Source organism: Kitasatospora sp. NPDC056531 (genome assembly GCF_042794375.1).
Taxonomy (GTDB): Bacteria; Actinomycetota; Actinomycetes; order Streptomycetales; family Streptomycetaceae; genus Kitasatospora.
The window spans coordinates 1-21,568 of sequence record NZ_JBHTTU010000074.1 but is presented as its reverse complement, the minus strand read 5'-3'; the positions used below and the strand labels follow the sequence as shown (position 1 = coordinate 21,568).

Below are 21,568 nucleotides of genomic sequence, written 5' to 3'. Positions count from 1 at the left end.
GCTCCGTACTGACGGAACGCGGGGCGGCAGGAGGCAGGACTTGACCGGGGTTTTCGACGCACTCGCGGCTGACCGGGGCCGGCTCGAACGCGCCAGTGCCGCCCAGCGGGTGGCCGAGGTGCTGCGCGAGCACATCACCGAGGGCCGGCTCGCCCCCGGAACGCGCCTGTCGGAGGAGGCGTTGGGCGACGCGCTCGCGGTGTCGCGCAACACGCTCCGCGAGGCGTTCCGGCAGCTGGCCGACCAGCGCCTGGTCGTCCACGAGATGAACCGCGGGGTGTTCGTCCGGATCCTCGAACCGGCGGACGTCGTCGACATCTACACACTGCGCCTGGCCCTGGAGATGGCCGGCGTGCGCGCGCTGCGCAGCGCGGCACCGGAGCGCCTGGCCGCGGTGCGGGCCGCGCTCACGCGGGCGGAGGCGGCCGAGCTGCTGGGCGACTGGGCCGCCGTCGGCACCGCCGACCTGCACTTCCACCAGGCCGTCGCCGGGCTGGCCGGCAGCGGGCGGATCGACGAGTGCATGGCGCGGCTGATGGCGGAACTGCGCCTGGCCTTCGCCGCCGTCCCCTCCGCACGCGCGCTGCACGAACCGTTCCTGCGCCGCAACCAGGCGCTCGCCGGGCTGCTGGAGTCCGGCGAGATCGACGACGCCGAGGTCGAGTTGACCGGATACCTGGACGACGCGCGCGCGGTGATCGTCCGCGCCATGGCGGAGCGCGGGCAGGCTCCGGGCGTCGGAGATGTCGCGGGAACCGGGCACCTCCCGGGAGCCGGGCAGTGACGGGCGGCCGGACGGAGACGGCGGCCGTAATGGAATCGGTGATCGACCTGAACGCCGATCTCGGCGAGGGCTTCGGCCGCTGGACGCTCACCGACGACGCGGCCCTGCTGTCGGTGGTCACCAGCGCCAACGTCGCCTGCGGCTTCCACGCCGGGGACCCGTCCACCATGCGACGGGTGTGCGCCCTGGCCGCCGAGCGCGGGGTGCGGATCGGCGCGCAGGTCTCCTACCGGGACCTGGCCGGCTTCGGACGGCGGGCGATGGACGTCCCCCCGGACGAGCTGGCCGATGAAATCGCTTACCAGATAGGAGCGTTGCAGGTGTTCGCCCAGGCCGCCGGCGCCGAGGTCGCCTACGTCAAACCGCACGGCGCGCTCTACAACCGCACGGTGCACGACGAGGAGCAGGCCGCGGCGGTGGTCCGCGGCGTCCGCCTGGCCCTCCCCGGAACGCCGACACCGCCGGTGCTCGGGCTGCCCGGCTCGCGACTGCACGAGGCGGCCCGGCAGGCCGGACTGCCGGTGGTCGCCGAAGCGTTCGGCGACCGCGCCTACACCCCGGAGGGCACGCTGCTCTCCCGCCGGGAACCGGGCGCGGTCGTCCACGACCCCGACGCCGTGGTCCGCCGCTCGGTCGGCATCGCCCGCGACGGCCTGCTCACCGCACACACCGGCGACCAGATCCGGCTGCGCGCCCGCTCGCTGTGCCTGCACGGCGACACCCCCGGGGCCGCGGACCTCGCCCGCCGCGTCCGGACGGCGCTGCGAGCGGCCGGGGTGCGCGTCGAGGCGTTCGCATGAGAGTGCTGCGGGTCGGCCCGCACGCCCTGCTGGTCGAACTCGCCGACGCCGACCGGACCGCCGCCTTCCACGCCGAACTCCTGCGCAGGCGCGCGGTGTCCGGGCTGCCGCCGGTGGACGAGATCGTCCCGGCCGAACGGACCGTGCTGCTCGACGGGGTGGCGGACCCGCGCGCCCTGGCCGCCGAACTCGCCACCTGGCGCGTGCCGCCCGCCCCGGAACGGGCCGGCCCGGTGGTGACCGTCCCGGTCCGCTACGACGGCGCGGACCTCGCGGAGGTCGCCGCGCTCTGGGGCGTCGCCGAGGACGCCGTCGCGCGCATCCACTCCGCGACCGAATTCCGCGTCGCCTTCAGCGGGTTCGCCCCCGGCTTCGGCTACCTCACCGGCCTCGCCGACCGGTACCACGTCCCGCGGCGGGCAGTGCCCCGCAGCGCCGTGCCGGCCGGCTCGGTGGCCCTCGCCGGACCGTACACCGGCGTCTACCCGCGCTCGTCCCCGGGCGGCTGGCAGCTGATCGGCCGCACCGGGGCCGCGCTGTGGGACGCCGCGCGCGAGCCCGCCGCCCTGTTCGCCCCGGGGACGCGGGTGCGGTTCGTCATCGAGGAAGCATGATCGGGGGAGCCGTGTCCGAAGCCGCGAGCGGAGAAGCCGTGACAGGAGAGGACGTTCCCGGGGGAGCCGTGACCGTCACCGTCATCAGCGCGGGCCTGCTGACGACCGTCCAGGACCTCGGCCGGCCCGGCCACGCCCATCTGGGCGTGCCGCGCTCCGGCGCGCTCGACCGGCCGGCCCACCGGCTGGCCAACCGGCTGGTCGGCAACCCCGCCGGGGTGGCCGCCCTGGAGACCACGGTGCTCGGCTGCGCGGTCCGGGCGGACCGGCCGGTGACGGTGGCCGTGACCGGGGCGCCCTGCGCCGTACGGGTCGACGGCCGGCCCGCCGCCTGGGGCGCCCCGGTCCGGCTGTCCGCCGGGGCGCGGCTGGACGTCGGCCCCGCGACCTGCGGGGTACGCAGTTACCTCGCCTTCGCGGGCGGGATCGCCACCGACCCGGTCCTCGGCAGCCGTTCGACTGACCTGCTCTCCGGGCTGGGCCCCGCGCCGCTGTCCGTCGGGGACCGCCTGCCGCTCGGCGGGCCGGCCGGCCCGCCGGCCGGGGCGGACGTGTTGCCCTGGGCGGCCCCGCCCGCCCGCCTGGTCCTCCCGCTCGTGCTCGGCCCGCGCGACGACTGGTTCACCGCCGGGGCCCTCAGCGCCCTCGCGCGCTCCGTCTACCACGTCTCGACGACCAGCAACCGGATCGGCCTACGCCTGGACGGCCCGCCGCTGGAGCGCGCCCGCGAGGGCGAACTGCCCAGCGAGGGCATGGTCCTGGGCGGCGTCCAGGTGCCGCCCGACGGCCGCCCGGTGGTCTTCCTCGCCGACCACCCGACCACCGGCGGCTACCCCGTCATCGGCGTGGTCCCCACCGCCGCCCTCCCCGCCGCCGCCCAGGCCACCCCCGGGACCCCGGTCCGCTTCGCGCCCGTCCGGCTGCGCTGACGGCCCCGCCACTGCGCACGGGCAGTCCGCCCGCCCACGTGGGGCCATCCGCCAGCCCTTCGACGGGACGAACCGGCCGGTCATCAGCCTTTGGTGAGATCGTTTCATCGGAGAGCGGCCGGCCGGGTGGGCCCTGTTCGAGGGTGCCTGCTCCGAACCTGCCGCGCACACCCACCGCCGGCTCCGGCGGTTGAGGTGTGGGTGCGGTGGCGCTGGAGGTCGCCGCCCTCGGCCAGACGGCGGCCTCCACCACCCTTCCCAAGGCCGCAGGGCCGTGGTGGTGGGTGGCCGCTGGTTGCCAGGGGCGGAAGAAGCACTTGTACGACGCGGAGTTCCGTGCGGGGCGGTACGCATCGTGACGGAGACCGGCAAGTCAGCCGCGGAGGTCGCGCGGGGCCTGGGCGTGCACGAGAGCACGCTTCGGCGCCGAGGAGGGGGGTGAAGGTCGGGACGGGGGAGGTGTCGCCGGCCAGGGTGCCGAGGAGGACGCGGGCCTCGCCGCCGTCGAGGGGGACCGGTCGAGGGACGTGGTGGTGGAAGTCGCGGGCGGTGTGGCGGTGCTCGTCGGGCAGGGCGACCCATAGCTGGACGCCGTGCAGGACAGTGGTGGCGGGGGTGGAGACCTCGGAGTGGCAGATGCCGTGGCCGGAGGTCATCAGGTTGAGCTCGCCGGGGCGGACGAAGGCGTGCACGCCGAGGCTGTCGCGGTGCTCGATCTCGCCGGTGAACAGCCAGCTGACCGTCTGCAGGCCGGTGTGGGGGTGCGGGGCGACGTCCATCCCGCCGGTGCGGGCGACGTCGTCGGGGCCGTAGTGGTCCACGAAGCACCAGGCGCCGATCATCCGGCGCGAGCGGTGCGGCAGGGTGCGGCGGACGGTCATCGCGCGGGGTCCGCCGAGCGGGACGTCCCGGGCGGTCAGGACCTCCACCTGCGGGTCCTGCGGCTGAGCGGCGGGGCGCGGCTCGGTCTCTGCGGTGCTCACGGTGGTGATCCCTCCCACGGTGGAAAATGGTGGCAGATAGTTCTAGATTCAACTATCATTGCACGGCAGAGTGACGGGCAGCAGCGAGCGGGTGGAGGAGTCCAGGTGAGTGACGTGACGGTGGTCCCGGCGGAGCGGCGGGTCTTCATCGACAAGCAGAGTCCCACGGCCTACCGGGCGCAGCTCGCGGCCGCCGAGGCGTCTCGGGCGGTCGCGGCGGAGGCCGGGCTGGACCGGCGGCTGGTGGAGCTGGTCAACCTTCGGGTGTCGCAGATCAACGGCTGCGCCTACTGCCTGAACGTGCACACCCGGGCTGCGCTGCGTGAGGGCGAGACCGCCCAGCGGCTGGGCGTGCTGCCAGCCTGGCGGGACACCGAACTGTTCACCGCGCGGGAGCGCGCCGCGCTGGCGCTGGCCGAGAGTACGACCGAGCCGGCCGACGCCACGGCCCAGGCTTCCGCCTACGAGGCCGCCCGACAGGTCCTCTCCGAAGACCAGATCTCGGCCGCGATCTGGGTGGCGATCGCCATCAACGCCTTCAACCGGGTGTCGATCATGAGCAAGCACCCGGTCCGTCCGGCCCCGGGGCAGTAGCCGGCCTACTCGCACAGTCTCCCCCGTTCGGCGTACGCCCTACTTTGGTGGGCGTACGACCGTTTCCTTCCGGTGGAGGATGACGGAGTATCAGGGCGGCGACGATGCTTGGGCGTCAGAGGCGGGCGGGGGCCCGCCGCTGACGAAGGGGGTCGCATGGCACGTCGTACGGTTTCCGCCCTGATCGCGACGGTCTGTCTGGCGCTGGCCGCACCGGTCGCCTCGGCGAGCGCCGAGGAACCGAACGTCGCCGAACCGAGCTTCGCCGCACCGAACGTCGCCGTCAAGGACGCCGCGAGTCGGCGGGCGGAGGCGCTGAAGGCGGTGACCGGGGCCGGTGCGGTCGCGGCGATCGCCCAGGTCAGGGACGAGGACGGGGTCTGGCGCGCGGGCACGGGCGTCGCCGACCTGGCCACCGGCGCGCCCGTGCGGACCGACGGGCGGTTCCGCGCCGGGAGCATCACCAAGATGTTCACCTCCACCACCGTGCTCCAGCTGGTGGGGGAGGAGAGGATCGGCCTGGACGATCCGATCGAGCGCTACCTGCCCGGGGTGGTCCCGAACGGCGAGTACATCACTGTCCGACAGCTGCTCAACCACAGCTCGGGCCTGTGGGACCCGACCAATGAGAAGGGCGGGGTGTTCCCCGACCTGGCGGACCCCGCGGTCCTCCGGAACTGGCTCGACCAGGGCGGCATGACCCGCACGATCACCCCGGCGCAGGTGGTGGCCGCCTCGGTGGCGCACGCGCCCAACTTCCCGCCGGGGGAGAGGTTCGCCTACTCCAACGTCAACTACACCCTGCTCGGCATGATCATCGAGCGGGTGACGGGGCGCAGCTACGCCCAGGAGATATCCGCGCGCATCCTGCGGCCGGTGGGGATGAACGGAACGTACTTCCCCGGCACGGCCACCGACATCCGGGGCCCGCACGCCCACGGCTACCTGACCCTGGTCGAGGGCCCCGGTCCGGAGGACCGCAGCGACCGGGACGTGACGGTGGCCAGCGTGTCCTGGGCGAACTCGGCGGGCGAGCTGATATCCACCCTGGACGACCTGAACCGCTTCGAGAAGGCGCTGCTGGGCGGGCGGTTGCTGTCGGAGAAGCTCATGCGGGAGATGACCACGACCATCCCGGTGAAGGTCAACGGCCAACCCACGGGCCTGGACTACGGACTGGGGCTGGCCCGACTGCAGCTGTCCTGCGGGCCGGTCTACGGGCACGACGGGAGCGTGTCCGGCTACAGCTCGCAGCTGTGGAGCTCCGGCGGGAGGCAGGTCGCGATGTCCGTCACCCCCAGGGGCGACCAGAAGCAGGGGTTCGCGCAGCTCATCGCGCAGGGCGGCTTCCTGGAGGAGGCCTTCTGCGGCACCCAGGGAGGCGGGGGCCATGCGCAGCTGAAGCTCGGCTGATCCCGGTAGCGGCTGCCGCACCGCTCCGGCCCGTCCGCGGGCAGGACTTCCGCCGCGCGGGCGGGTCGGAGCGGTGCCGGTACGGCTGGGCGCACCGGGCGCCCCCGGCACCCGCCCTCACGCCGGCCGGCGAGGCTCCGTGAGGTAGTCGTGCACGGGCGAGACCGGGGCGAGGGTGAGGTCGGTGACGATGTGGCTGGCCGAGACGACCTCCAGGACGGGCAGGTCGGCCAGCGGCGCCATGACGTGCGCGTTGAGCTGCAGGCGGGCGGGCCCGGTCCAGGCCGCCTTGACGGTGATGTCGGTGATCCGGGTGCGGACCAGGTCGCAGACGCGCAGGCCGCCGCTGTAGTCGGGGATCACCTTGACCGCGTAGGTGGGCACGGTGATCTGCTCGCGGGCCTCCTCCGGATCCAGCGGCTGCCACTTGTAGGCCATGGTCGCGGTGGCGACCCGCTGGCTGCCGTAGTCCAGGGTGCCGACCAGCGTGCTGGCCTCGGTGAACAGGCGCGGGGAGCCCATCACCTTGGGGTAGGCGCTCAGCTCCCGGCCGGCGGCGGTGGCGGCGAAGTTGTCGAGGTACATCGCGTGCAGGTACTCGCCGTGCTCCTCGCCGTGGCGGACCGGGACGGCCTGCCCGGCCTCGACGTAGGGGCCATAGCCGTCGACCTCGCCCATCTTCATCACCTCGAAGCGCACCAGCGGCTCCTCGATCCGCAGGGGTTCGGGCACGACCGCGCGCAGGGCCTCGGGGTCGGTCCGGTAGACGACGTTCAGGTACTCCCGGTCGGTGAATCGGGTGGCACGCGGCGGGTAGACGGGGGCGGTCAGCGGGGTGGCGGCGTGGTGGACGACCTGGTCGGGGCGCATCGGGGGGGCTCCTCGGGGCGGTGGGGTTGTGTGGTCTCCTCAAACGGATGCTATGTGTATCGGATACACCGTGCATTCGATTGGGGCTGTGGGGCAAGCGCCCGAGAATGCCCCCGGGGGGCGGCGCAGCCCCTGGGCGCAGCGCCCGGTGACCCAGCCCCTCGGAACGCAGCACAGCCGAAGGAAGTGATCCTGATGCCGTTCACCGCCCCCAACCCCACCGGCCGCCCCGTCGCCGTCGTCGGAGCCGGCACCCTGGGCCGCCGCATCGCCCTGATGTTCGCCACCGGCGGCGGCGAGGTCCGCATCTACGACCCCTCCGCCGAGCAGCTCGCGGCCGCACGCGACTACGTCGAGGAGAAGTTGCCCGGCGTCGCGGCCAAGGTCTCCGACGGACGGCAGGGCGAGGTGGCCGTCACCGGCGACCTCGCCGAGGCGCTGCGCGGCGCCTGGCTGGTGATCGAGGCGGTGCCCGAGTGCCCGGAACTGAAGCAGCGGGTCTTCGCCGACCTCGACCGGTTCGCGGACCAGGACGCGATCCTGGGCAGCAACTCCTCGTCCTACCCGACCAGCCGGTTCGTCGACTGGGTGCGGGAGCCCGAGCGGTTGGTCAACATCCACTTCTACATGCCGCCCACCCAGAACGCCGTGGACCTGATGTCCTGCGGCCGCACCGACCGGGCCGTCCTCGACCTGCTGCTGGCCGAACTGCCGCGCCACGGGGTCTTCCCGTTCGAGGCGCGCCGGGAGAGCACCGGCTTCATCTTCAACCGCATCTGGGCGGCCATCAAGCGCGAGTCGCTCGCCGTGGTCGCCGAGGGCGTCGCCACGGCCGAGGAGGTGGACGCCATGTGGTCCGTCAACACCGGTCTGCGTGGCGGCCCGTTCCGCGCGATGGACCAGGTCGGACTGGACGTCGTGCTGGACATCGAGGAGCACTACGCCGCTGAGCGCCCGGGCCTGCCCACCGGTCCCCGCACCCTGCTGGAGGAGTACGTGCGGGCCGACCGGCTCGGCGTCAAGACCGGTCGCGGTTTCTACGACTACGGCACCGAAGCCGGCACCGCTGCCGCCGCCTAGAGCGGACGGCTCGGCCCCGGCCCACCCGTAGACTGGGCCGGGGCCGCCCGGCGGCACCGCCGAGCGAAGAACGAGAGCCGAGGACCGCAGTTCGTGCCCAAGTCACCCACGAAGCGGCGCCCGCTGACCGTCGCCGCCCTGAACGACAGCGCCCTCGCCCTGTTCATCGAACACGGCTTCCACGCCACGTCCATCCGCGACATCGTCGCCCGCGCCGGGCTGACCCGCGGCGCGTTCTACTCCAACTACCAGGACAAGGAACAGCTGTTCCTCGCCCTCTACGACCAGCAGATCGACAAGCTGCTCGCCGACCTGCGCACCGCTTTCACGGACGCCGGCCCCGGCCAGGACATTCCCTCCCGTCTGCTGCGCGAGCTGGCCGACCGCCGCCGGGAGGACGAGGGCTGGTTCCTGCTCTCCATGGAGTTCACCCTCCACGCCGCCCGCCACCCCGAGGTCGCCCGCAGCCTCGCCGAGCACGAGGCCCGGCTGATCGACGGACTGGTCGAACTGATCGAGGAGGCCTCCGAACACACCCCGGGGGTCCGCCCGCGCGACCTCGCCCGGCTGCTGGTCATCCTGCACGAGGGCGCCACCGCGATGCGCCTCACCGAGGAGGCCCGCGGCACGCTCGCCGAGTTCCCGGAGGACCTCCTCCACCGCGTCGTGGACGGGCTGTTCCACCCCGCATCGACCCGAGGGGCGCAGGCATGACGGATGTGACACTCAACCTCTGGAAACAGCCGCTCGGCGAAGTGCCAGCGGAGGTGTGGGGCCGCACCGAGCTGACCGTGCTCATCCTCGCCGAGACCGGGATCGTCGAACTACCGCCCGGCATCGGTCGGTTGACCCGGCTGCGCACCCTCGACCTCGGGCACAACCGGCTTGCCGAGGTGCCCGCCGAACTGGGCGAGCTCGCCGCGCTCGGGGACTTCCTCTACCTGCACGACAACGCGCTGACCGGCCTGCCGGAGGCGCTCGGGCGGCTCACCGCGCTGCGCTACCTCAACGTCGGCGAGAACCGGCTCTCCGAACTGCCGTCCACCATCGGCGAGATGGCGGCCCTGGTCGAACTGCGCGCCCAGCAGAACCGGCTCACCACCCTGCCGGAGTCGATCGGCGGCCTCGGCGCGCTGCGTGAACTGTGGCTGCGTGGCAACGAGTTGACCTCACTGCCGGAATCCGTCTCCCGGCTCTCCGAACTGCGGGAACTGGAGCTGCGGGAGAACGCCTTCGCCGAGCTTCCGGCCGTGCTGGCTGGGCTGCCGCGGCTGCGCCGGTTGGACCTGCGCGGCAACCGGATCGCCGAACTGCCGGACTGGCTGGCCGATCCGACCGTGCTGCCCGCGCTGGAGAAGCTCGACCTGCGGTGGAACGAGGTGCGGCCGCCGGCCCGGCTGCTGGAGGTGCTCGCCGCGCGCGGGTGCGTGGTGCTGTTCTGAGGGCGGTTCCGGTGCGGCGGGGACTCCGCGGGGAACCGGCGCAGAAGTGTGGCGGGGGAAAGATCAACAAGACCGCCGAAGACCTGCTACCGTGGACGACATGAAGCGCGCTGCACTCGCCACGACGACGCCGGAGAGAGTCCCGGCGCGCTGACTGCTGACCTAGTCCGAAGCCCCGGGGCGAGTGCCCCGGGGCTTCGTCGTCTCCGGATCCACTCGCCCGCGCAACCAGAGTGGAGACCACCCCCATGAACAACCAGCCTCCGAACAGCCGGCCCCTGCACGACCAGCCGAAGCACGACCACCGCAAGCTCGGTCGCGAACTCGACCTGTTCGACACCGACCCGCTGATGGGCTCCGGCCTGCCGTACTGGCTGCCCGACGGCGCCGCGATCCGGTACACCCTGGAGGAGTTCATCCGCGGCCGCGAGCGCCGGGCGGGCTACCGCCACGTGTACTCGCCGGTGCTCGGCAAGCGGGAGCTGTACGAGATCTCCGGTCACTGGGACCACTACCGCGAGGACATGTTCCCACCCATGGAACTCGGCTCGGAGGAGATGGTGCTGCGCCCGAGCCTCTGCCCGCACCACGCGCTGATCTTCCGCTCCCGTCCGCACAGCTACCGGGAACTCCCGCTGCGGATGGCCGAGTTGGGTGGCATGTACCGCTCCGAGCTGTCCGGTGTGCTCGGCGGGCTGACCAGGGTCCGGGCGATCCAGCTGAACGACGCGCACGTCTTCTGCACCCCCGAGCAGGCCGCCGACGAGGCCGTCGCCGCACTGGAGTTGATCCGCGAGGCGCACCGTGCGCTCGGCATCGTGCCGGTCCGCTGCCGGCTCTCGCTGCCCGGCGAGGGCGGCAAGTACGTTGCCGACCCGGTCCTTTGGAAGCGTGCCACCGCGTTGCTGACCGATGTGCTGGAGCGCTCCGGGGTTCCGTTCGAGGCGGCGGAGGGCGAGGCGGCGTTCTACGGGCCCAAGATCGACGTGCAGATCGCCGACGGTGCCGGGCGCGAGTTCACCCTCTCCACCGTCCAGATCGACTTCCACCAGCCCGAGCGCTTCAACCTGCACTACATCGGCCCGGACGGCGCCAAGCAGCGCCCGGTGATGGTGCACCGCAGCGTGATCGGCAGCATCGAGCGGGTGGTCGCCCACCTGATCGAGCTCTACGGCGGGGCGTTCCCGGCCTGGCTCGCGCCGGCCCAGGTCGTGCTGCTGCCGATCTCCGACGCCGAAGTCCCGCAGGCCGAGCAGCTGCGGCAGCGCTGCCTGGACCTCGGCCTGCGCGCCGAGATCGCCGGACCGGATCACGGCAGCCTCGGCGCCCGGATCCGCGAGGCCCGGCTGGTGCCGTACCAGGCGGTGATCGGGGCCAAGGAGGCCGTGGACGACCGGGTCGCGCTGCGGCTGCGGGACGGCCGCCGACTGGAGCCGATGGCGGCCGAGGAGGCCTGGGCGCGGATCGGCGCGCTGGTCGCCAGGTGCAGCGCCCAGCTGTGGGAGGAGGAGTCCGCCCGGTGAACCGGTGGCATGCGTACGACTCGGGCCTGTTGTGAAAGTGCTGGTCGCAGCCGCTCGTTGAGGGCTGCGACCAGCATGGTCGCCACTTGGCGCACGGCAGGTTCCTCGTATCTCGGGGCGGCAGCGCCACGACCTTGACCTCAACCGCACTTGAGGTCCTAGCTTAGCGATCATGACGACCGAAAGCACCCCGAAGAACGGCACCGCCACGCTCGGCCAGCGGCCCATCGCCCTGGTCGCCTGGGGCGCCACCGAGGCGATCCTGCGGCACTCGCAGGCGGCCCTGGCGCGAATCGACGTGACCCAGCCCCAGTGGTGGGCGCTCAACAACATCGTCCGGGCCGAGCAGGGCCTCACCAGGGAGGAGATCCGCGCCGTGGCCGTGCCCTACGGCATGGGCACCCAGGTGATGGTCCACGCCGTCGACGCCCTCGTACACCGGGGCTGGCTCGGCAACGGTGCGGACGGCCGGCTGACCCTCACGGAACAGGGCCGAGGGGGCCTGGCGACGGCGAAGGAACACATGGACCGGGTGCGCGCGGAGCTCCTCGGCGACATCACGGAGGGGGAGTACGCGACTGCGGTCTCCGTGCTCCAGCGCATCACCGACAACCTCGCCCAGGGGTTGTTGTGAAGGCGCTGGTCACAGCCATTCGTTGCCGGCCGCGGCCAGCACGGTCGCCTCGTGGCGAACGGCGGGGTTGATGTCCCTATGGATTTCAGCCGGTCCCACTGGCCGTTCGTCAGATCGCCACGCCTCACGGCCGGTGATCACGCACAACCTTGATCCACTTTCGCAACAGACCCCGGTGCGGTGCGCGGGGTGTCGGCGGGACCGTGGGTGGCGGCCGTCCGTCGAAAGGGCGCGGCGACCGAGGTCCGCGACCGGCGGCGGCCCCTTGCGGCTGAGCGGTTCGAGGACGGACGGTCGGGGGCTGCCCGGCCCCCGGCCGTCAGTAGGACTGCAGCTCGATCAGGTGGCCCTCCGGGTCGCGTAGGTGGGCGCTGCGCAGGTTGGGGCCCCACTCCGGGCGGTCGGTGGCCGGGGCGGCGAGGGTGCCGCCGTGGTCGAGGCAGTGGGCGAGAGCCTTGTCCACGTCGTCGACCCGGAAGACCAGCATCGCGGAATCCTGGGCGGGTTCGGTGGGGCGGGCGGGCAGGTCGGCGGTGCCGAGGGTGGCGGCCATCGCGGAGCGGTCGAAGAGCACCAGGACGGCCTGGTCCTCGACGTCCCAGTTGGCGTACGGGCCCTCGGGCGTGCCCTTGACGAGGGTGGCGCCGGCGAGCGCGGGCAGGACCGCGCGGTAGAAGTCGAAGCACTCGGCGAAGCGGGTGACGAGCAGGCGGGGGTACAGGGCGTCCACGGCAGGAACTCCTGGGGTCGGAATGAGTGGGGCGATGAGGCGGGGCAATTAGTGGGTCCAGGCCCACTATAGGGACAGACCCTAGAATGCCGCCATGGCCTCCGATACCCCCGCCCCGCCCGACGGGCTGCCGCCGACCCTGCTGGACCTCAGCACCTTCCTGCTCGCCCGGATCGGCCGGACCGCGCGCGGTCGGCTCGCCGAGCAGCTGGCCGAACGCGGTCTGCGGCTCTGGGACTTGGCGGTGCTCGCCGCGCTGGCCGACTTCGGGCCGCAGGCGCAGCGAGACCTGGTGCAGCGGCTGGGTATCGACCCGAGCGACCTGGCGAAGGTCGCGGACCAGCTAGGTGCGGCCGGGTACGTCGAGCGCACCCGGGACCAGCGGGACCGGCGACGGGTCTCGGTGTCGGTCACCCCGGCCGGGCGGGCGCTGCTGGCCGAGCTGACGGGGCAGGCGCGGGCGGTGCAGGACGAGCTGCTGGCGCCGTTGGACGCGGGGGAGCGGCGGACACTGCGGAAGCTGCTGCTGCGGGTGCACTACGGGCTGGAGGAGCGGAGCGGCGCCCTCTGACCTCAGGCGCTCGGCGGCCCCGGACGGCGGGCGCCGGCGAACTCGCTCGCCCAGCGCGGGACGTCGAGGACGTGCTCGACCCGGGCGATCAGCGTGCCGGTGCGCTCGGCGTGGATCATCGCGCCGTCGCCCGCGTAGATGCCGACGTGGTGCAGGGGTGCGCCGGGGCGGGAGAAGAACAGCAGGTCGCCGGGGGCCAGGGCGTCGCGCTCGACCGGGGCGCCGAGGTGGAACTGGGCGACGGTGTAGTGCCCGAGCTCGACGGTGCCGTGGCTGGCCCGGTACCAGCAGTAGAGGGACAGTCCGCTGCAGTCGAAGCCGATCGTGGTCTCGCCCAGGCACTTGCCGTTGAGGTAGCCGTTCTCGTCGTCGCAGAAGCCGAGGCTCGGGCCCAGCCGGTCGCCGCCGCCCCAGGCGTACGGGATGCCGATCTGGGCCTCGGCCACGGCGACGACCCGTTGGCCGAGGGCGGCGACGGGCTCGGACGGCGGTGTGGCCCGGGCGGCCGCTTCGGCCGCCGGGGTGAGGGTGGGGACGAGACCCGCCCCGAGGGCGAGGCCGAGCATCCGGCGCCGTCCGATTCCGGAGGCCTGGGCGCGGTTGGGCGGTTGGGACTCCATCGGTCGACTCCCCGGTGCTGCTGCGGTGTTGGTGTGGTCGTCCGTGTGAGCGGGCGCGGCGGTGCGCGGCGGTGCGCGGCGGTGCGCACGTCGGACGGGCACCAGGATCGCGGTCCGGCGGTCCCGCGCGCCATCACCCGCAACGGTGAATCGTGAGCACACGGGCCGTGGCGCCGCTGGGAGTTCGCTGTAAATCCGTTTGACCCACGTTTGTGAGAGGCCAACGATGGGCGCGAACGTTCGGCCACGACCATCGGAGGACCTCGTGAACAGCGCCGTCAAGCTGGTCCGCAACACGCGCCTGACCCCGGCCGTCGACTACGCCTACGCGGCGGTGGTCGACGCCCCGGCCCGCTCGCTGTGGCTGGCCGGGGCCTGCCCACTGGACGAGGAGGGGCGTACGGTCGCCGTCGGCGACTACGAGGGGCAGGCCCACCAGGTGATGCGCAATCTGATAACCGTGCTGGAGGACACGGGTGCGGGGCTCTCCGGCATCGCGCGGACCACCGTGTACGTGGCCTCCAGTGACCAGGCGGACCTGGTGAAGGTGTGGAACGTGTACCGGGAGTACATGGGGGAGCACGACGCCCCCAGCACGCTGCTCGGCGTCGCGGTGCTCGGCTACACCGACCAGCTGGTCGAGGTGGAGGCGGTGGCCGTGCTGCCGTGACGCGCCCTGGGGGAGTCGACCGTAAGAAACCGACCGTTCGGGTTCAATGCGGAAGTGGAGGGTGGAGGGAGGAGGCGTCGTCGGATCGGTGACTGGCTCCGCATCGGGCCGCGCCGCCGGGATCTGACAGGTCGTGGGGAGGAATGAGCGCGTGGATGGGTGAAGAGGGAAGGTTGAGTCGATTCCCCGTCATCGCCTTGTCGCCCGCAGGTCGCCCGCAGCTAAGATACGGGATGTTTGGTTTTGTTTTGTGGGAGCTCAGGGCGGGGTGGTTGCGGTGGTGCGGCAGGAGCGGGCGCTTCGGACGCGTCGGCTGATCCTGGAGGCCGCGGCGTCGGTCTTCGACGAGTTCGGCTACGAGGGCGGCACCATCGGAGAGGTGGTCTCCCGGTCGGGGGTGACGCGGGGCGCGGTGTACTTCCATTTCGCCTCGAAGCGGGATCTCGCGCAAGGCGTCGTGGGGGAGCAGTTCGTCCAGGACGGTGTGCCCGAACGGAGCAGCAAGCTCCAGGAGTTAGTGGACACCGGGATGGTGGTCGCGCACCTGATGCCGCGTGACCCGCTGCTCAGCGCGCGCCCGGCTCTCGCTCGGCCAGGACGTGTTCGACGACATCGGTGGCGGCGCGATCCCCGGCTGGATCAGCCGGATGGAGACGCTGCTGGTCGCCGCCGACGAGCGCGGTGAACTGCTCCCGCACATCGTCCCGGTCGACACCGCGTGGCTGATCACCGCCGCCTGGACGGGCGTGCAGATCCAGTCGCAGAAGCTCTCCGGTCGTGCCGACCTGGAGCAGCGGGTGTCCGGGCTGTTCAAGCACCTGATGCCGAGCGTTGCGCTGCCCGGCGTGCTCGGCTCGCTGCGGATGAGCCCGGACCGAGGCGCCCAGGTGGTCGCCGAGGTCGCCGCGGCCCGCGCGGCGGAGGAGGGCGGTGGGGAGCCGGCGGAGCGCCAGGCCGGAGCCGCCGAGGTGGTCGCGAACGGAGCCGGGGTGGGCTGACCGGTCCGGCGCGAGGGGGCTGAGGCCGGACGGAAGCGGCTCCGGCCAGACAGGAGCCGACGGCTCCGTACCGCCGGCCGACCAGCCCTGTGCCGCCCGCGCAGGAAGCCGGGCAAGCTGGGCGAGCGGCGCATGCGGGGCATGCGGGGCTTCCGAGGCCCGTCTGACGTGCGCCTCGGCAAGGGTGGCGCGCAGGTGCGAAAGGTCGAATGTCAGTGCTGCTCGCCATGATGTCGGTATGAAGGACGCAGCCACCACGGCCTCCCCCGCAGCCCTCGCCTCCCCGGAGGCCTACGCCGACGCCGTCGCCACCGCCGTACGGGCCGCCGCCGCGTACTACGCCGACGGCTCCACCCCGCTCGGGGACGACGAGTACGACGCCCTGGTGCGGGCCATCGAAGCCTACGAGCGTGAGCACCCGGGCGAGGTGCTGCCCGAGACGCCCACCGGCAAGGTGGCCGGCGGCGCGGCCGTCGGCGACGTGCCGCACAGCGCGCCGATGCTCTCGCTCGACAACGCCTTCTCGGCCGAGGAGCTGGAGTCCTGGGCCGCCGGGCTGGAGCGCAGGCTCGGCCGCCCGGTTGCCGCCTGGTGCGTCGAACCCAAGCTGGACGGCCTCGCCGTCGCCGCCCGCTACAAGGCCGGCCGGCTCACCCAGCTGCTCACCCGGGGCGACGGCCTGGCGGGTGAGGACATCAGCCACGCCGCCGACACGGTGCTCGGCCTGCCCGCCCGGCTCGCCGAGCCGCTCGACGTCGAACTGCGCGGCGAGGTGCTGCTCACCCACGAGCAGTTCGAGCAGGCCAACACCGTCCGCACCGCCCACGGCGCCACCCCCTTCGCCCACCCGCGCAGCGGCGCCGCCGGCACCCTGCGTGCCAAGGACCGCCCTTACCGGGTCGAGCTCACCTTCTTCGGCTACGACGCCCTCGGCCTGCCCGGCCTCGACCACGCCGAGCTTCTGGTCCGGCTGGCCGAACTCGGCGCCAACACCGCCGCCAGCACCGAGGCCGCGCCCCGCCGCTGCGCCACCCTCGCCGAGGCGGAGCAGCGGATCGAGGAGATCGCCGCCCTCCGCGCCGCGCTGCCGTTCGGGATCGACGGCGTGGTGGTCAAGGCGGACGCGGTGGCCGACCAGGAGGGGGCTGGATCCGGCTCCCGCGCGCCGCGCTGGGCGGTGGCCCGCAAACTGCAGGCCCAGCACAAGGTGACCCGGCTGCTGGGCGTGGAGTGGAACGTCGGGCGCACCGGGATCATCGCGCCCCGGGCCGTGCTCGAACCGGTGGTGATCGACGGCGTCACCGTCACCTACGCGACCCTGCACAACCCCGCCGACATCGAGCGCCGCGGGTTGATGATCGGCGACCAGGTGTTCGTCTACCGCGCCGGGGACGTGATCCCGCGGGTGGAGGCGCCGCTGGTCGACGAGCGCACCGGCACCGAGCAGCCGATCGCCTTCCCCGAGGTCTGCCCGCGCTGCGGCGACGCCATCGACACCTCCGAGCAGCGCTGGCGCTGTGTGCGCGGCCGGGGCTGCCAGGTCGTCGCCTCGGTGATCTACGCGGCCGGGCGTGACCAGCTCGACATCGAGGGTCTCGGCGGCACCCGGGCCGTGCAGTTGGTCGAGGCCGGGCTGGTCGCCGACCTCGCCGACCTGTTCACCCTCACCCGGGAGCAGCTGCTCACCCTGGAGCGGATGGGCGACACCAGTGCGGACAACCTGCTCGCCGCGATCGGAGTCGCGCGTACCCGGCCGCTGAACAGGGTGTTCTGCGCGCTCGGCATCCGGGGCACCGGGCGGACGATGTCGCGCCGGATCGCCGCCCACTTCGGCAGCATGGCCGCGATCCGCGCCGCCGACGCCGAGGCGCTGGCGGCCGTGGACGGCATCGGGGTGGAGAAGGCGGCCGTGATCCTGGCCGAACTCACCGACGTGGCACCGCTGTTGGACCGGCTGGCGGCGCAGGGGGTGGGCACGGAGGTGATCGAGCCGGCCGCGGCCGCCGCTTCGGCTTCCACCGCAACGGACGAGGTCGGGGCGGCGGGCCCGCTGGCGGGCCAGAGCGTCGTGGTCACCGGCAGCATGACCGGAGCCCTGGCCGAACTCTCCCGCAACGCGATGAACGAGCTGATCGAGCGGGCGGGCGGCAAGGCCTCCTCCTCGGTGTCCAAGCGCACCACCCTGCTGGTCGCGGGCGAGAGGGCGGGCTCCAAGCGGGCCAAGGCGGAGGAGCTCGGCGTGCCGATCGCCACGCCGGAGGAATTCGTGGCCCTGGTGGCCGACTTCCTCGGCTGAGTCGGTCCAGGGCGGTGGGATCGGCTTGATCGTCGGCGGCGCCGGTGCGGTAGGGTGGCCGACGCCGAATACGACCGCGACGCAGGGAGGTGAGACCCATTACCGGTATGTCCGAGCGGGTGCTCCCGGAGCGCGGCCGTGCGGGTGCCCCGCGCTCGTAGCGCGGATGCGCCGACGCGGCGTCGGCCCTGGCGGGAGCCCTGACGGAGTCCTCCGTTCTCCTTCAGTCCTGCCCAAGGGGTTCCCTTTGTCGGTCTTCTCCTCCGCCGCTCTCCGTTCCTCGGTCGTCTCCCGGCTGCGCGCCGCCGGTTGCGTGTTCGCCGAGGACGAGGCGCGGATCCTGCTCACCGCCGCCGCCACACCCGCCGAGCTGGCCGCCATGGTCCGCGCCCGCGCGGAGGGGCGGCCGCTCGAACACGTCGTCGGCTGGGCCGAGTTCGCCGGTCTGCGGATCGCCGTCGACCCCGGCGTCTTCGTCCCGCGTCGGCGCAGCGAGTTCCTGGCCGCCGCTGCCGCCCGACTCACCGGCCCCGGCGCGCTGGTGGTCGACCTGTGCTGCGGCAGCGGCGCACTCGGCGCCGCCGTCACGGCCACCGCCGGACACCCCGTCGAGCTGTACGCCGCCGACCTGGACCCGAGCGCCGTCCGGTGCGCCCGGCGCAACCTGGCCGGAACAGGCGCCCGAATCCTCGAGGGCGACCTGTTCGCCGCCCTGCCCGACGCACTGCGCGGGCGGGTGGAGGTGCTGATCGCCAACGTTCCGTACGTACCGACCGGCGACCTCGAACTGCTGCCGCCCGAGGCCCGGTTGCACGAGGCCCGGCCCGCGCTGGACGGCGGGGCCGACGGACTGGACGTGCTGCGCCGGGTGGCCGCCGAGGCGCCGGGGTGGCTGGCGGCGGGCGGCTCGCTGCTGTTCGAGACCAGCGAGCGGCAGGCGGCGGGCGCGCTGGCGGTGGCGCGGGCGGCGGGCCTGACGGCAATGGTGAGCCGGGACGAGGAGCTGGACGCGACGGTGGTCACCGCGGCCCGACCGTGAACGATGAACGTCCCGGCCACCGCACCCCCGTGCCGGTGGCCGGGACGGGGCGTCATGCCTCGGCCCGCGGACGGTGCGGTCGCAGCGCCTGCGTGCTCAGGCCCCGCGTGCTCAGGCCCCGCGTACTCAGGCCATGCGTACTCAGGCCATGCGTTCTCAGATCCTGGCCCCGTACACGTGGTCGACCGGGATGGTGAGCAGCACCCGGCGGTCGGAGACCATCGCCTCGCGGTACTCCGCCCAGTCGGGGTGCTCCCCGGCGGCCCGGCGGTAGTAGTCGACCAGCGCCTCGACTTCGGGTCCGTGCGGGTCGGTGCCCGGCCCGGTGAGGGTGGCGACGCCCTCGGCGGTGACCCAGGACCGCCCGTCCGGTCCGGTCGTCTCCAGGCTGACCCGTGCGTCCCGGCGTAGGTTCGCCGTCTTGGCCAGCCCCTCCCGGGTGGAGATCAGGATGACGTTCGCCTCGCGGTCGTAGTAGGGCATGACGGGGGAGAGCTGGGGCCGGCCGTCCGCCTTGATGGTGGCGAGGATGCCGAGTCGGCTCTGCGCGAGGAGCGCGTACGGGTCGTAAGCAGTGGCGGTCATGGGAGCATCATCGGGCTTCACACCGGTGTGAAGGTCAAGGCGCGGCAGGCGTGTTGCGCGGAGGGGACGATCGGAGCGAAACGGTGGGGATCTGTGTAATCCGCCGATGGCGGCGGTCGCAGGGGGCTAGGGTCGGGAGGCGACAAGGAGTGACGATTCGTCACTGAGTGCTGTTCGAACCGAGAGGGCACCGCACGATGGCCGCCTCCCACCAGCCCAAGGAAGTCCTGGAGTTCTCCGACGACCTGCACTACAAGGACGTCACCCCGCTGCAGAAGTTCCTGGCCGCCCGCCTCGGCGAGGTCGTCGCCGCGCAGGCCGAGGACAGCGACGCCCGCTTCGCGGCCGAACGCCTCGCGGAGATCACCGTCAGCGACTGCATCCACCTGGCCGACCTGCTGGGCGCCTGGGAGGAGGTGATGGTCGAGGGCCGGTACGACGAGCCCGGGCAGACCCAGCGGCTGCGCCAGGACGTCATGCTCTGGTGGGAGCGGCTGTGCGAGACCGCCGAACGGTTCCGTGACCACCCCGCCCACCGGCCCCGTTGGCGGCCACTGGTGTTCATGAACCTCGCGCACGCGGAGTTCATGGCGAGCCTGACCGACTCGGCGGGGGGCGTGTACGGGGACGGTGCGCACCCGTAAGCCGCTGCGCACGCCCGTGAGCCTGCTTCAGCGGCGCGATGTCCGGCTTCCACTGCGACCTGGAGGCGACGGTGGCGGGCGGCCGGCACTACGTCCCGCTGGACGCGGTGGCCTCGCGGTTCAAGTGGAGCCCGCTGTAGGTCAGTTCGACGCCAGCTTTCGGACGGCGTCCGCGAGCGCGGCCGCGGTGCGGCGGACGTCCTGGTCCGTGGTGCGCCAGTTGCTGAACGCCGCGCGCAGGGCGGGCTGCCCGGCGTAGCGGGTGGGGGTGAGGAAGGCCTCGTCGGAGAGTTCGGCGGCGAGGGCGGCGAGGCGCTCGGGGGTGGGGTCGGCGGCAAGGGTGAAGCAGACGACGTTGAGGCGGACCGGGGCGAGCAGCCGCAGGCCGGCGGTCGCCTCGACGGCCTTGCCGAGTGCGCGGGCGCCGGTGACGCAGCGCTCCACGATCTCCCGGTGGCCGGCCCGGCCGTAGGCGCGCAGGGTGAACCAGGCGGCCAGGGCGCGCAGTCGGTGCGAGTTCTCCGGGGTGAGGTGGACCAGGTCGGGGTGCTCGCCGATCGGACCGAGGTAGGCGGCGGCGTTCTGGAAGACCCTCGCCTGCAGGTCGCCGCGGCGGGTGAACTGCACGGCACTGTCGTAGGGGACGTTGAGCCACTTGTGCAGGTCGACGCAGACCGAGTCGGCCAGGTCCAGCCCGGCCGTCAGCTCGGCGTGCTCCGGCGAGAGGGCGGCGAAGGCGCCGAAGGCGGCGTCCACGTGCAGCCAGAAGTCGAACCGCTCGCGCAGGCCGGCGATCGCGCGCAGGTCGTCGAAGTCGACGGTGTTCACCGTGCCCGCGTTGGCCACCACGATGCACGGGCCGTCGGCCTCGGCGAGCGCGCCCTCCAGTGCGGCCACGTCCACGGCCTCGCGGCCGGGCAGTGTGGGAACGGTGGTCAGCGCCCGGCGGCCCAGGCCGAGAACGCTCAGCGCCTTGGACACACTGGAGTGCGCGCTGCCCGACAGCACCCGCACCCGGCCGAGCGCGGCGACCCCGTCCTCGGCCACGTCCACGCCGAGCCGTTCGCCCAGCCACTCCCGGGCGACCGCCAGGCCGACGGTGTTGGACATGGTCGCGCCGCTGACGAAGGTGCCGCTGTGCGCGGGGGAGAGGCCGAAGAGCTCGCGCAGCCAGCCGACCGCCTCCCGTTCCAGGTGCTGACCGGCCGGGTCCAGCGAGGAGTTGGAGTTCTGGTCGGCGGCGGAGGTCAGCCAGTCGCCCGCCAGCGCGGCCGGGGTCGCACCGCCGGTGACGAAGCCGAAGTAGCGCGGCCCGGCACTGGCCGACAGCCGCGGCTGCCAGCGCTCGCCGAACTCCGCCAGCGCCGCCCGCAGACCCTCGGCGTCCTCGTGCAGCGGCTGCGCCGGCGTCGGTCGGTCCGCCTGCTGCGGGATCACCGGGCCGTCGAGGCCGGCGAGGAAGGCGACGGCCCGCTGCCGGGTCTCCTCCAGGAGGGTGGGCAACTGGTCGAGGTCGGCGGCGAGCGCGGGGTGCATGGGGCTTCTCCGTTGATCGATTGTCAGCCCGAGGGTAGTGGGTGGGGGGCGGGGTGTCGCGGGCCAATTCGACGCGGGTGGCCTGGGAGTTCGGGTGCCCGTGGGGAGGTGCGGCCGGAGCCGCCGGGGGGCGTCAGGTCAATGCGGCCGCCTTGCGCAGCAGCACCGACCGCTCGCGGGCGTTGCGGCACAGCCGGGCGGCGAGCTCCAGCT

General features: G+C 73.2%; 23 protein-coding genes and 1 pseudogene. 18 read left to right on the top strand and 6 right to left on the bottom strand.

From position 1 onward, the window contains the following. Nucleotides 1–40 precede the first annotated feature (40 nt). The 4 genes from ACFQ87_RS35310 to ACFQ87_RS35295 all read left to right on the top strand — a co-directional run bounded on the left by ACFQ87_RS35310 (nucleotide 41) and on the right by ACFQ87_RS35295 (nucleotide 3,127). On the top strand, nucleotides 41–784 hold the full coding sequence (locus tag ACFQ87_RS35310) for a GntR family transcriptional regulator (protein WP_380615009.1): 744 nt from the start codon (nucleotides 41–43) through the stop codon (nucleotides 782–784). A 29-nt stretch (nucleotides 785–813) separates the two neighbouring features. Next, nucleotides 814–1,584 (top strand): LamB/YcsF family protein, encoded by a 771-nt coding sequence (locus ACFQ87_RS35305; protein WP_380615008.1) that lies wholly within the window; start codon nucleotides 814–816, stop codon nucleotides 1,582–1,584. Continuing rightward, nucleotides 1,581–2,198: an allophanate hydrolase subunit 1 gene (locus ACFQ87_RS35300; RefSeq protein ID WP_380615007.1), complete on the top strand. Its 618-nt coding sequence runs from the start codon at nucleotides 1,581–1,583 to the stop codon at nucleotides 2,196–2,198. Before ACFQ87_RS35305 ends, ACFQ87_RS35300 begins: the two co-directional genes overlap by 4 nt. A gap of 68 nt (nucleotides 2,199–2,266) precedes the next feature. Further along, nucleotides 2,267–3,127, top strand: a complete 861-nt coding sequence (locus ACFQ87_RS35295) for a biotin-dependent carboxyltransferase family protein (RefSeq protein ID WP_380615006.1) — start codon at nucleotides 2,267–2,269, stop codon at nucleotides 3,125–3,127. Between the two features lie 104 nt (nucleotides 3,128–3,231). Here the strand turns inward: ACFQ87_RS35295 and ACFQ87_RS35290 are convergent, their stop codons facing one another. Then, nucleotides 3,232–4,110 (bottom strand): pirin family protein, encoded by an 879-nt coding sequence (locus tag ACFQ87_RS35290; RefSeq protein ID WP_380615004.1) that lies wholly within the window; start codon nucleotides 4,108–4,110, stop codon nucleotides 3,232–3,234. Nucleotides 4,111–4,215: 105 nt separating this feature from the next. Between ACFQ87_RS35290 and ACFQ87_RS35285 the strand changes: the two genes are divergently transcribed. Further along, nucleotides 4,216–4,704 carry a carboxymuconolactone decarboxylase family protein gene (locus tag ACFQ87_RS35285; RefSeq protein ID WP_380615003.1) on the top strand — a complete coding sequence of 163 codons (489 nt, stop codon included), beginning with the start codon at nucleotides 4,216–4,218 and terminating at the stop codon, nucleotides 4,702–4,704. Nucleotides 4,705–4,860: 156 nt separating this feature from the next. Next, nucleotides 4,861–6,117, top strand: a complete 1,257-nt coding sequence (locus tag ACFQ87_RS35280; RefSeq protein WP_380615002.1) for a serine hydrolase domain-containing protein — start codon at nucleotides 4,861–4,863, stop codon at nucleotides 6,115–6,117. Between the two features lie 117 nt (nucleotides 6,118–6,234). On the opposite strand, the gene ACFQ87_RS35275 is transcribed toward ACFQ87_RS35280, so the two are convergent. Then, a complete protein-coding gene (locus ACFQ87_RS35275) occupies nucleotides 6,235–6,987 on the bottom strand; it encodes an acetoacetate decarboxylase (protein WP_380615001.1) in 753 nt (250 codons plus the stop codon). A 195-nt stretch (nucleotides 6,988–7,182) separates the two neighbouring features. Here ACFQ87_RS35275 and ACFQ87_RS35270 point away from each other — a divergent pair, with 195 nt between their 5' ends. The 5 genes from ACFQ87_RS35270 (at nucleotide 7,183) to ACFQ87_RS35250 (ending at nucleotide 11,666) form a co-directional block, all read left to right on the top strand. Then, a complete protein-coding gene (locus tag ACFQ87_RS35270; protein ID WP_380615000.1) occupies nucleotides 7,183–8,067 on the top strand; it encodes a 3-hydroxyacyl-CoA dehydrogenase family protein in 885 nt (294 codons plus the stop codon). 93 nt (nucleotides 8,068–8,160) lie between these two features. Further along, nucleotides 8,161–8,781 (top strand): TetR/AcrR family transcriptional regulator, encoded by a 621-nt coding sequence (locus ACFQ87_RS35265; RefSeq protein ID WP_380614999.1) that lies wholly within the window; start codon nucleotides 8,161–8,163, stop codon nucleotides 8,779–8,781. Further along, complete coding sequence (locus ACFQ87_RS35260) at nucleotides 8,778–9,509, top strand: leucine-rich repeat domain-containing protein (protein ID WP_380614998.1); 732 nt, start codon at nucleotides 8,778–8,780, stop codon at nucleotides 9,507–9,509. The genes ACFQ87_RS35265 and ACFQ87_RS35260 overlap by 4 nt, the downstream gene beginning before the upstream one ends. Before the next feature lie 248 nt (nucleotides 9,510–9,757). Then, nucleotides 9,758–11,032 (top strand): threonine--tRNA ligase, encoded by a 1,275-nt coding sequence (gene thrS, locus ACFQ87_RS35255; protein WP_380614997.1) that lies wholly within the window; start codon nucleotides 9,758–9,760, stop codon nucleotides 11,030–11,032. A 172-nt stretch (nucleotides 11,033–11,204) separates the two neighbouring features. After that, nucleotides 11,205–11,666 carry a MarR family winged helix-turn-helix transcriptional regulator gene (locus ACFQ87_RS35250; RefSeq protein WP_380614996.1) on the top strand — a complete coding sequence of 154 codons (462 nt, stop codon included), beginning with the start codon at nucleotides 11,205–11,207 and terminating at the stop codon, nucleotides 11,664–11,666. Nucleotides 11,667–11,985: 319 nt separating this feature from the next. Here ACFQ87_RS35250 and ACFQ87_RS35245 read toward each other — a convergent pair whose 3' ends face one another. Continuing rightward, on the bottom strand, nucleotides 11,986–12,396 hold the full coding sequence (locus ACFQ87_RS35245; protein ID WP_380614995.1) for a VOC family protein: 411 nt from the start codon (nucleotides 12,394–12,396) through the stop codon (nucleotides 11,986–11,988). Nucleotides 12,397–12,490: 94 nt separating this feature from the next. On the opposite strand from ACFQ87_RS35245, the gene ACFQ87_RS35240 reads away from it, so the two are divergent. Further along, on the top strand, nucleotides 12,491–12,967 hold the full coding sequence (locus ACFQ87_RS35240) for a MarR family winged helix-turn-helix transcriptional regulator (protein ID WP_380614994.1): 477 nt from the start codon (nucleotides 12,491–12,493) through the stop codon (nucleotides 12,965–12,967). A gap of 2 nt (nucleotides 12,968–12,969) precedes the next feature. On the opposite strand, the gene ACFQ87_RS35235 is transcribed toward ACFQ87_RS35240, so the two are convergent. Continuing rightward, complete coding sequence (locus tag ACFQ87_RS35235; RefSeq protein WP_380614993.1) at nucleotides 12,970–13,587, bottom strand: C40 family peptidase; 618 nt, start codon at nucleotides 13,585–13,587, stop codon at nucleotides 12,970–12,972. 226 nt (nucleotides 13,588–13,813) lie between these two features. On the opposite strand from ACFQ87_RS35235, the gene ACFQ87_RS35230 reads away from it, so the two are divergent. The 5 genes and pseudogenes from ACFQ87_RS35230 (at nucleotide 13,814) to ACFQ87_RS35210 (ending at nucleotide 18,590) form a co-directional block, all read left to right on the top strand. Continuing rightward, nucleotides 13,814–14,257: a RidA family protein gene (locus ACFQ87_RS35230; RefSeq protein ID WP_380614992.1), complete on the top strand. Its 444-nt coding sequence runs from the start codon at nucleotides 13,814–13,816 to the stop codon at nucleotides 14,255–14,257. A gap of 250 nt (nucleotides 14,258–14,507) precedes the next feature. Then, nucleotides 14,508–14,648: pseudogene (locus ACFQ87_RS35225) on the top strand (hypothetical protein); the annotation flags it as partial. A 163-nt stretch (nucleotides 14,649–14,811) separates the two neighbouring features. Next, nucleotides 14,812–15,255: a hypothetical protein gene (locus ACFQ87_RS35220; protein ID WP_380614991.1), complete on the top strand. Its 444-nt coding sequence runs from the start codon at nucleotides 14,812–14,814 to the stop codon at nucleotides 15,253–15,255. Between the two features lie 238 nt (nucleotides 15,256–15,493). Further along, on the top strand, nucleotides 15,494–17,551 hold the full coding sequence (gene ligA, locus ACFQ87_RS35215) for an NAD-dependent DNA ligase LigA (protein WP_380614990.1): 2,058 nt from the start codon (nucleotides 15,494–15,496) through the stop codon (nucleotides 17,549–17,551). Between the two features lie 247 nt (nucleotides 17,552–17,798). Further along, entirely contained in the window at nucleotides 17,799–18,590 is a 792-nt protein-coding gene (locus tag ACFQ87_RS35210; protein ID WP_380614989.1) for a putative protein N(5)-glutamine methyltransferase, read from the top strand. Between the two features lie 156 nt (nucleotides 18,591–18,746). On the opposite strand, the gene ACFQ87_RS35205 is transcribed toward ACFQ87_RS35210, so the two are convergent. Beyond that, entirely contained in the window at nucleotides 18,747–19,175 is a 429-nt protein-coding gene (locus ACFQ87_RS35205) for a PPOX class F420-dependent oxidoreductase (RefSeq protein ID WP_380614988.1), read from the bottom strand. A 197-nt stretch (nucleotides 19,176–19,372) separates the two neighbouring features. On the opposite strand from ACFQ87_RS35205, the gene ACFQ87_RS35200 reads away from it, so the two are divergent. After that, nucleotides 19,373–19,819: a hypothetical protein gene (locus ACFQ87_RS35200; protein WP_380614987.1), complete on the top strand. Its 447-nt coding sequence runs from the start codon at nucleotides 19,373–19,375 to the stop codon at nucleotides 19,817–19,819. 141 nt (nucleotides 19,820–19,960) lie between these two features. Here ACFQ87_RS35200 and ACFQ87_RS35195 read toward each other — a convergent pair whose 3' ends face one another. Next, a complete protein-coding gene (locus tag ACFQ87_RS35195; protein ID WP_380614986.1) occupies nucleotides 19,961–21,355 on the bottom strand; it encodes a pyridoxal phosphate-dependent decarboxylase family protein in 1,395 nt (464 codons plus the stop codon). Between the last annotated feature and the right edge of the window lie 213 nt (nucleotides 21,356–21,568).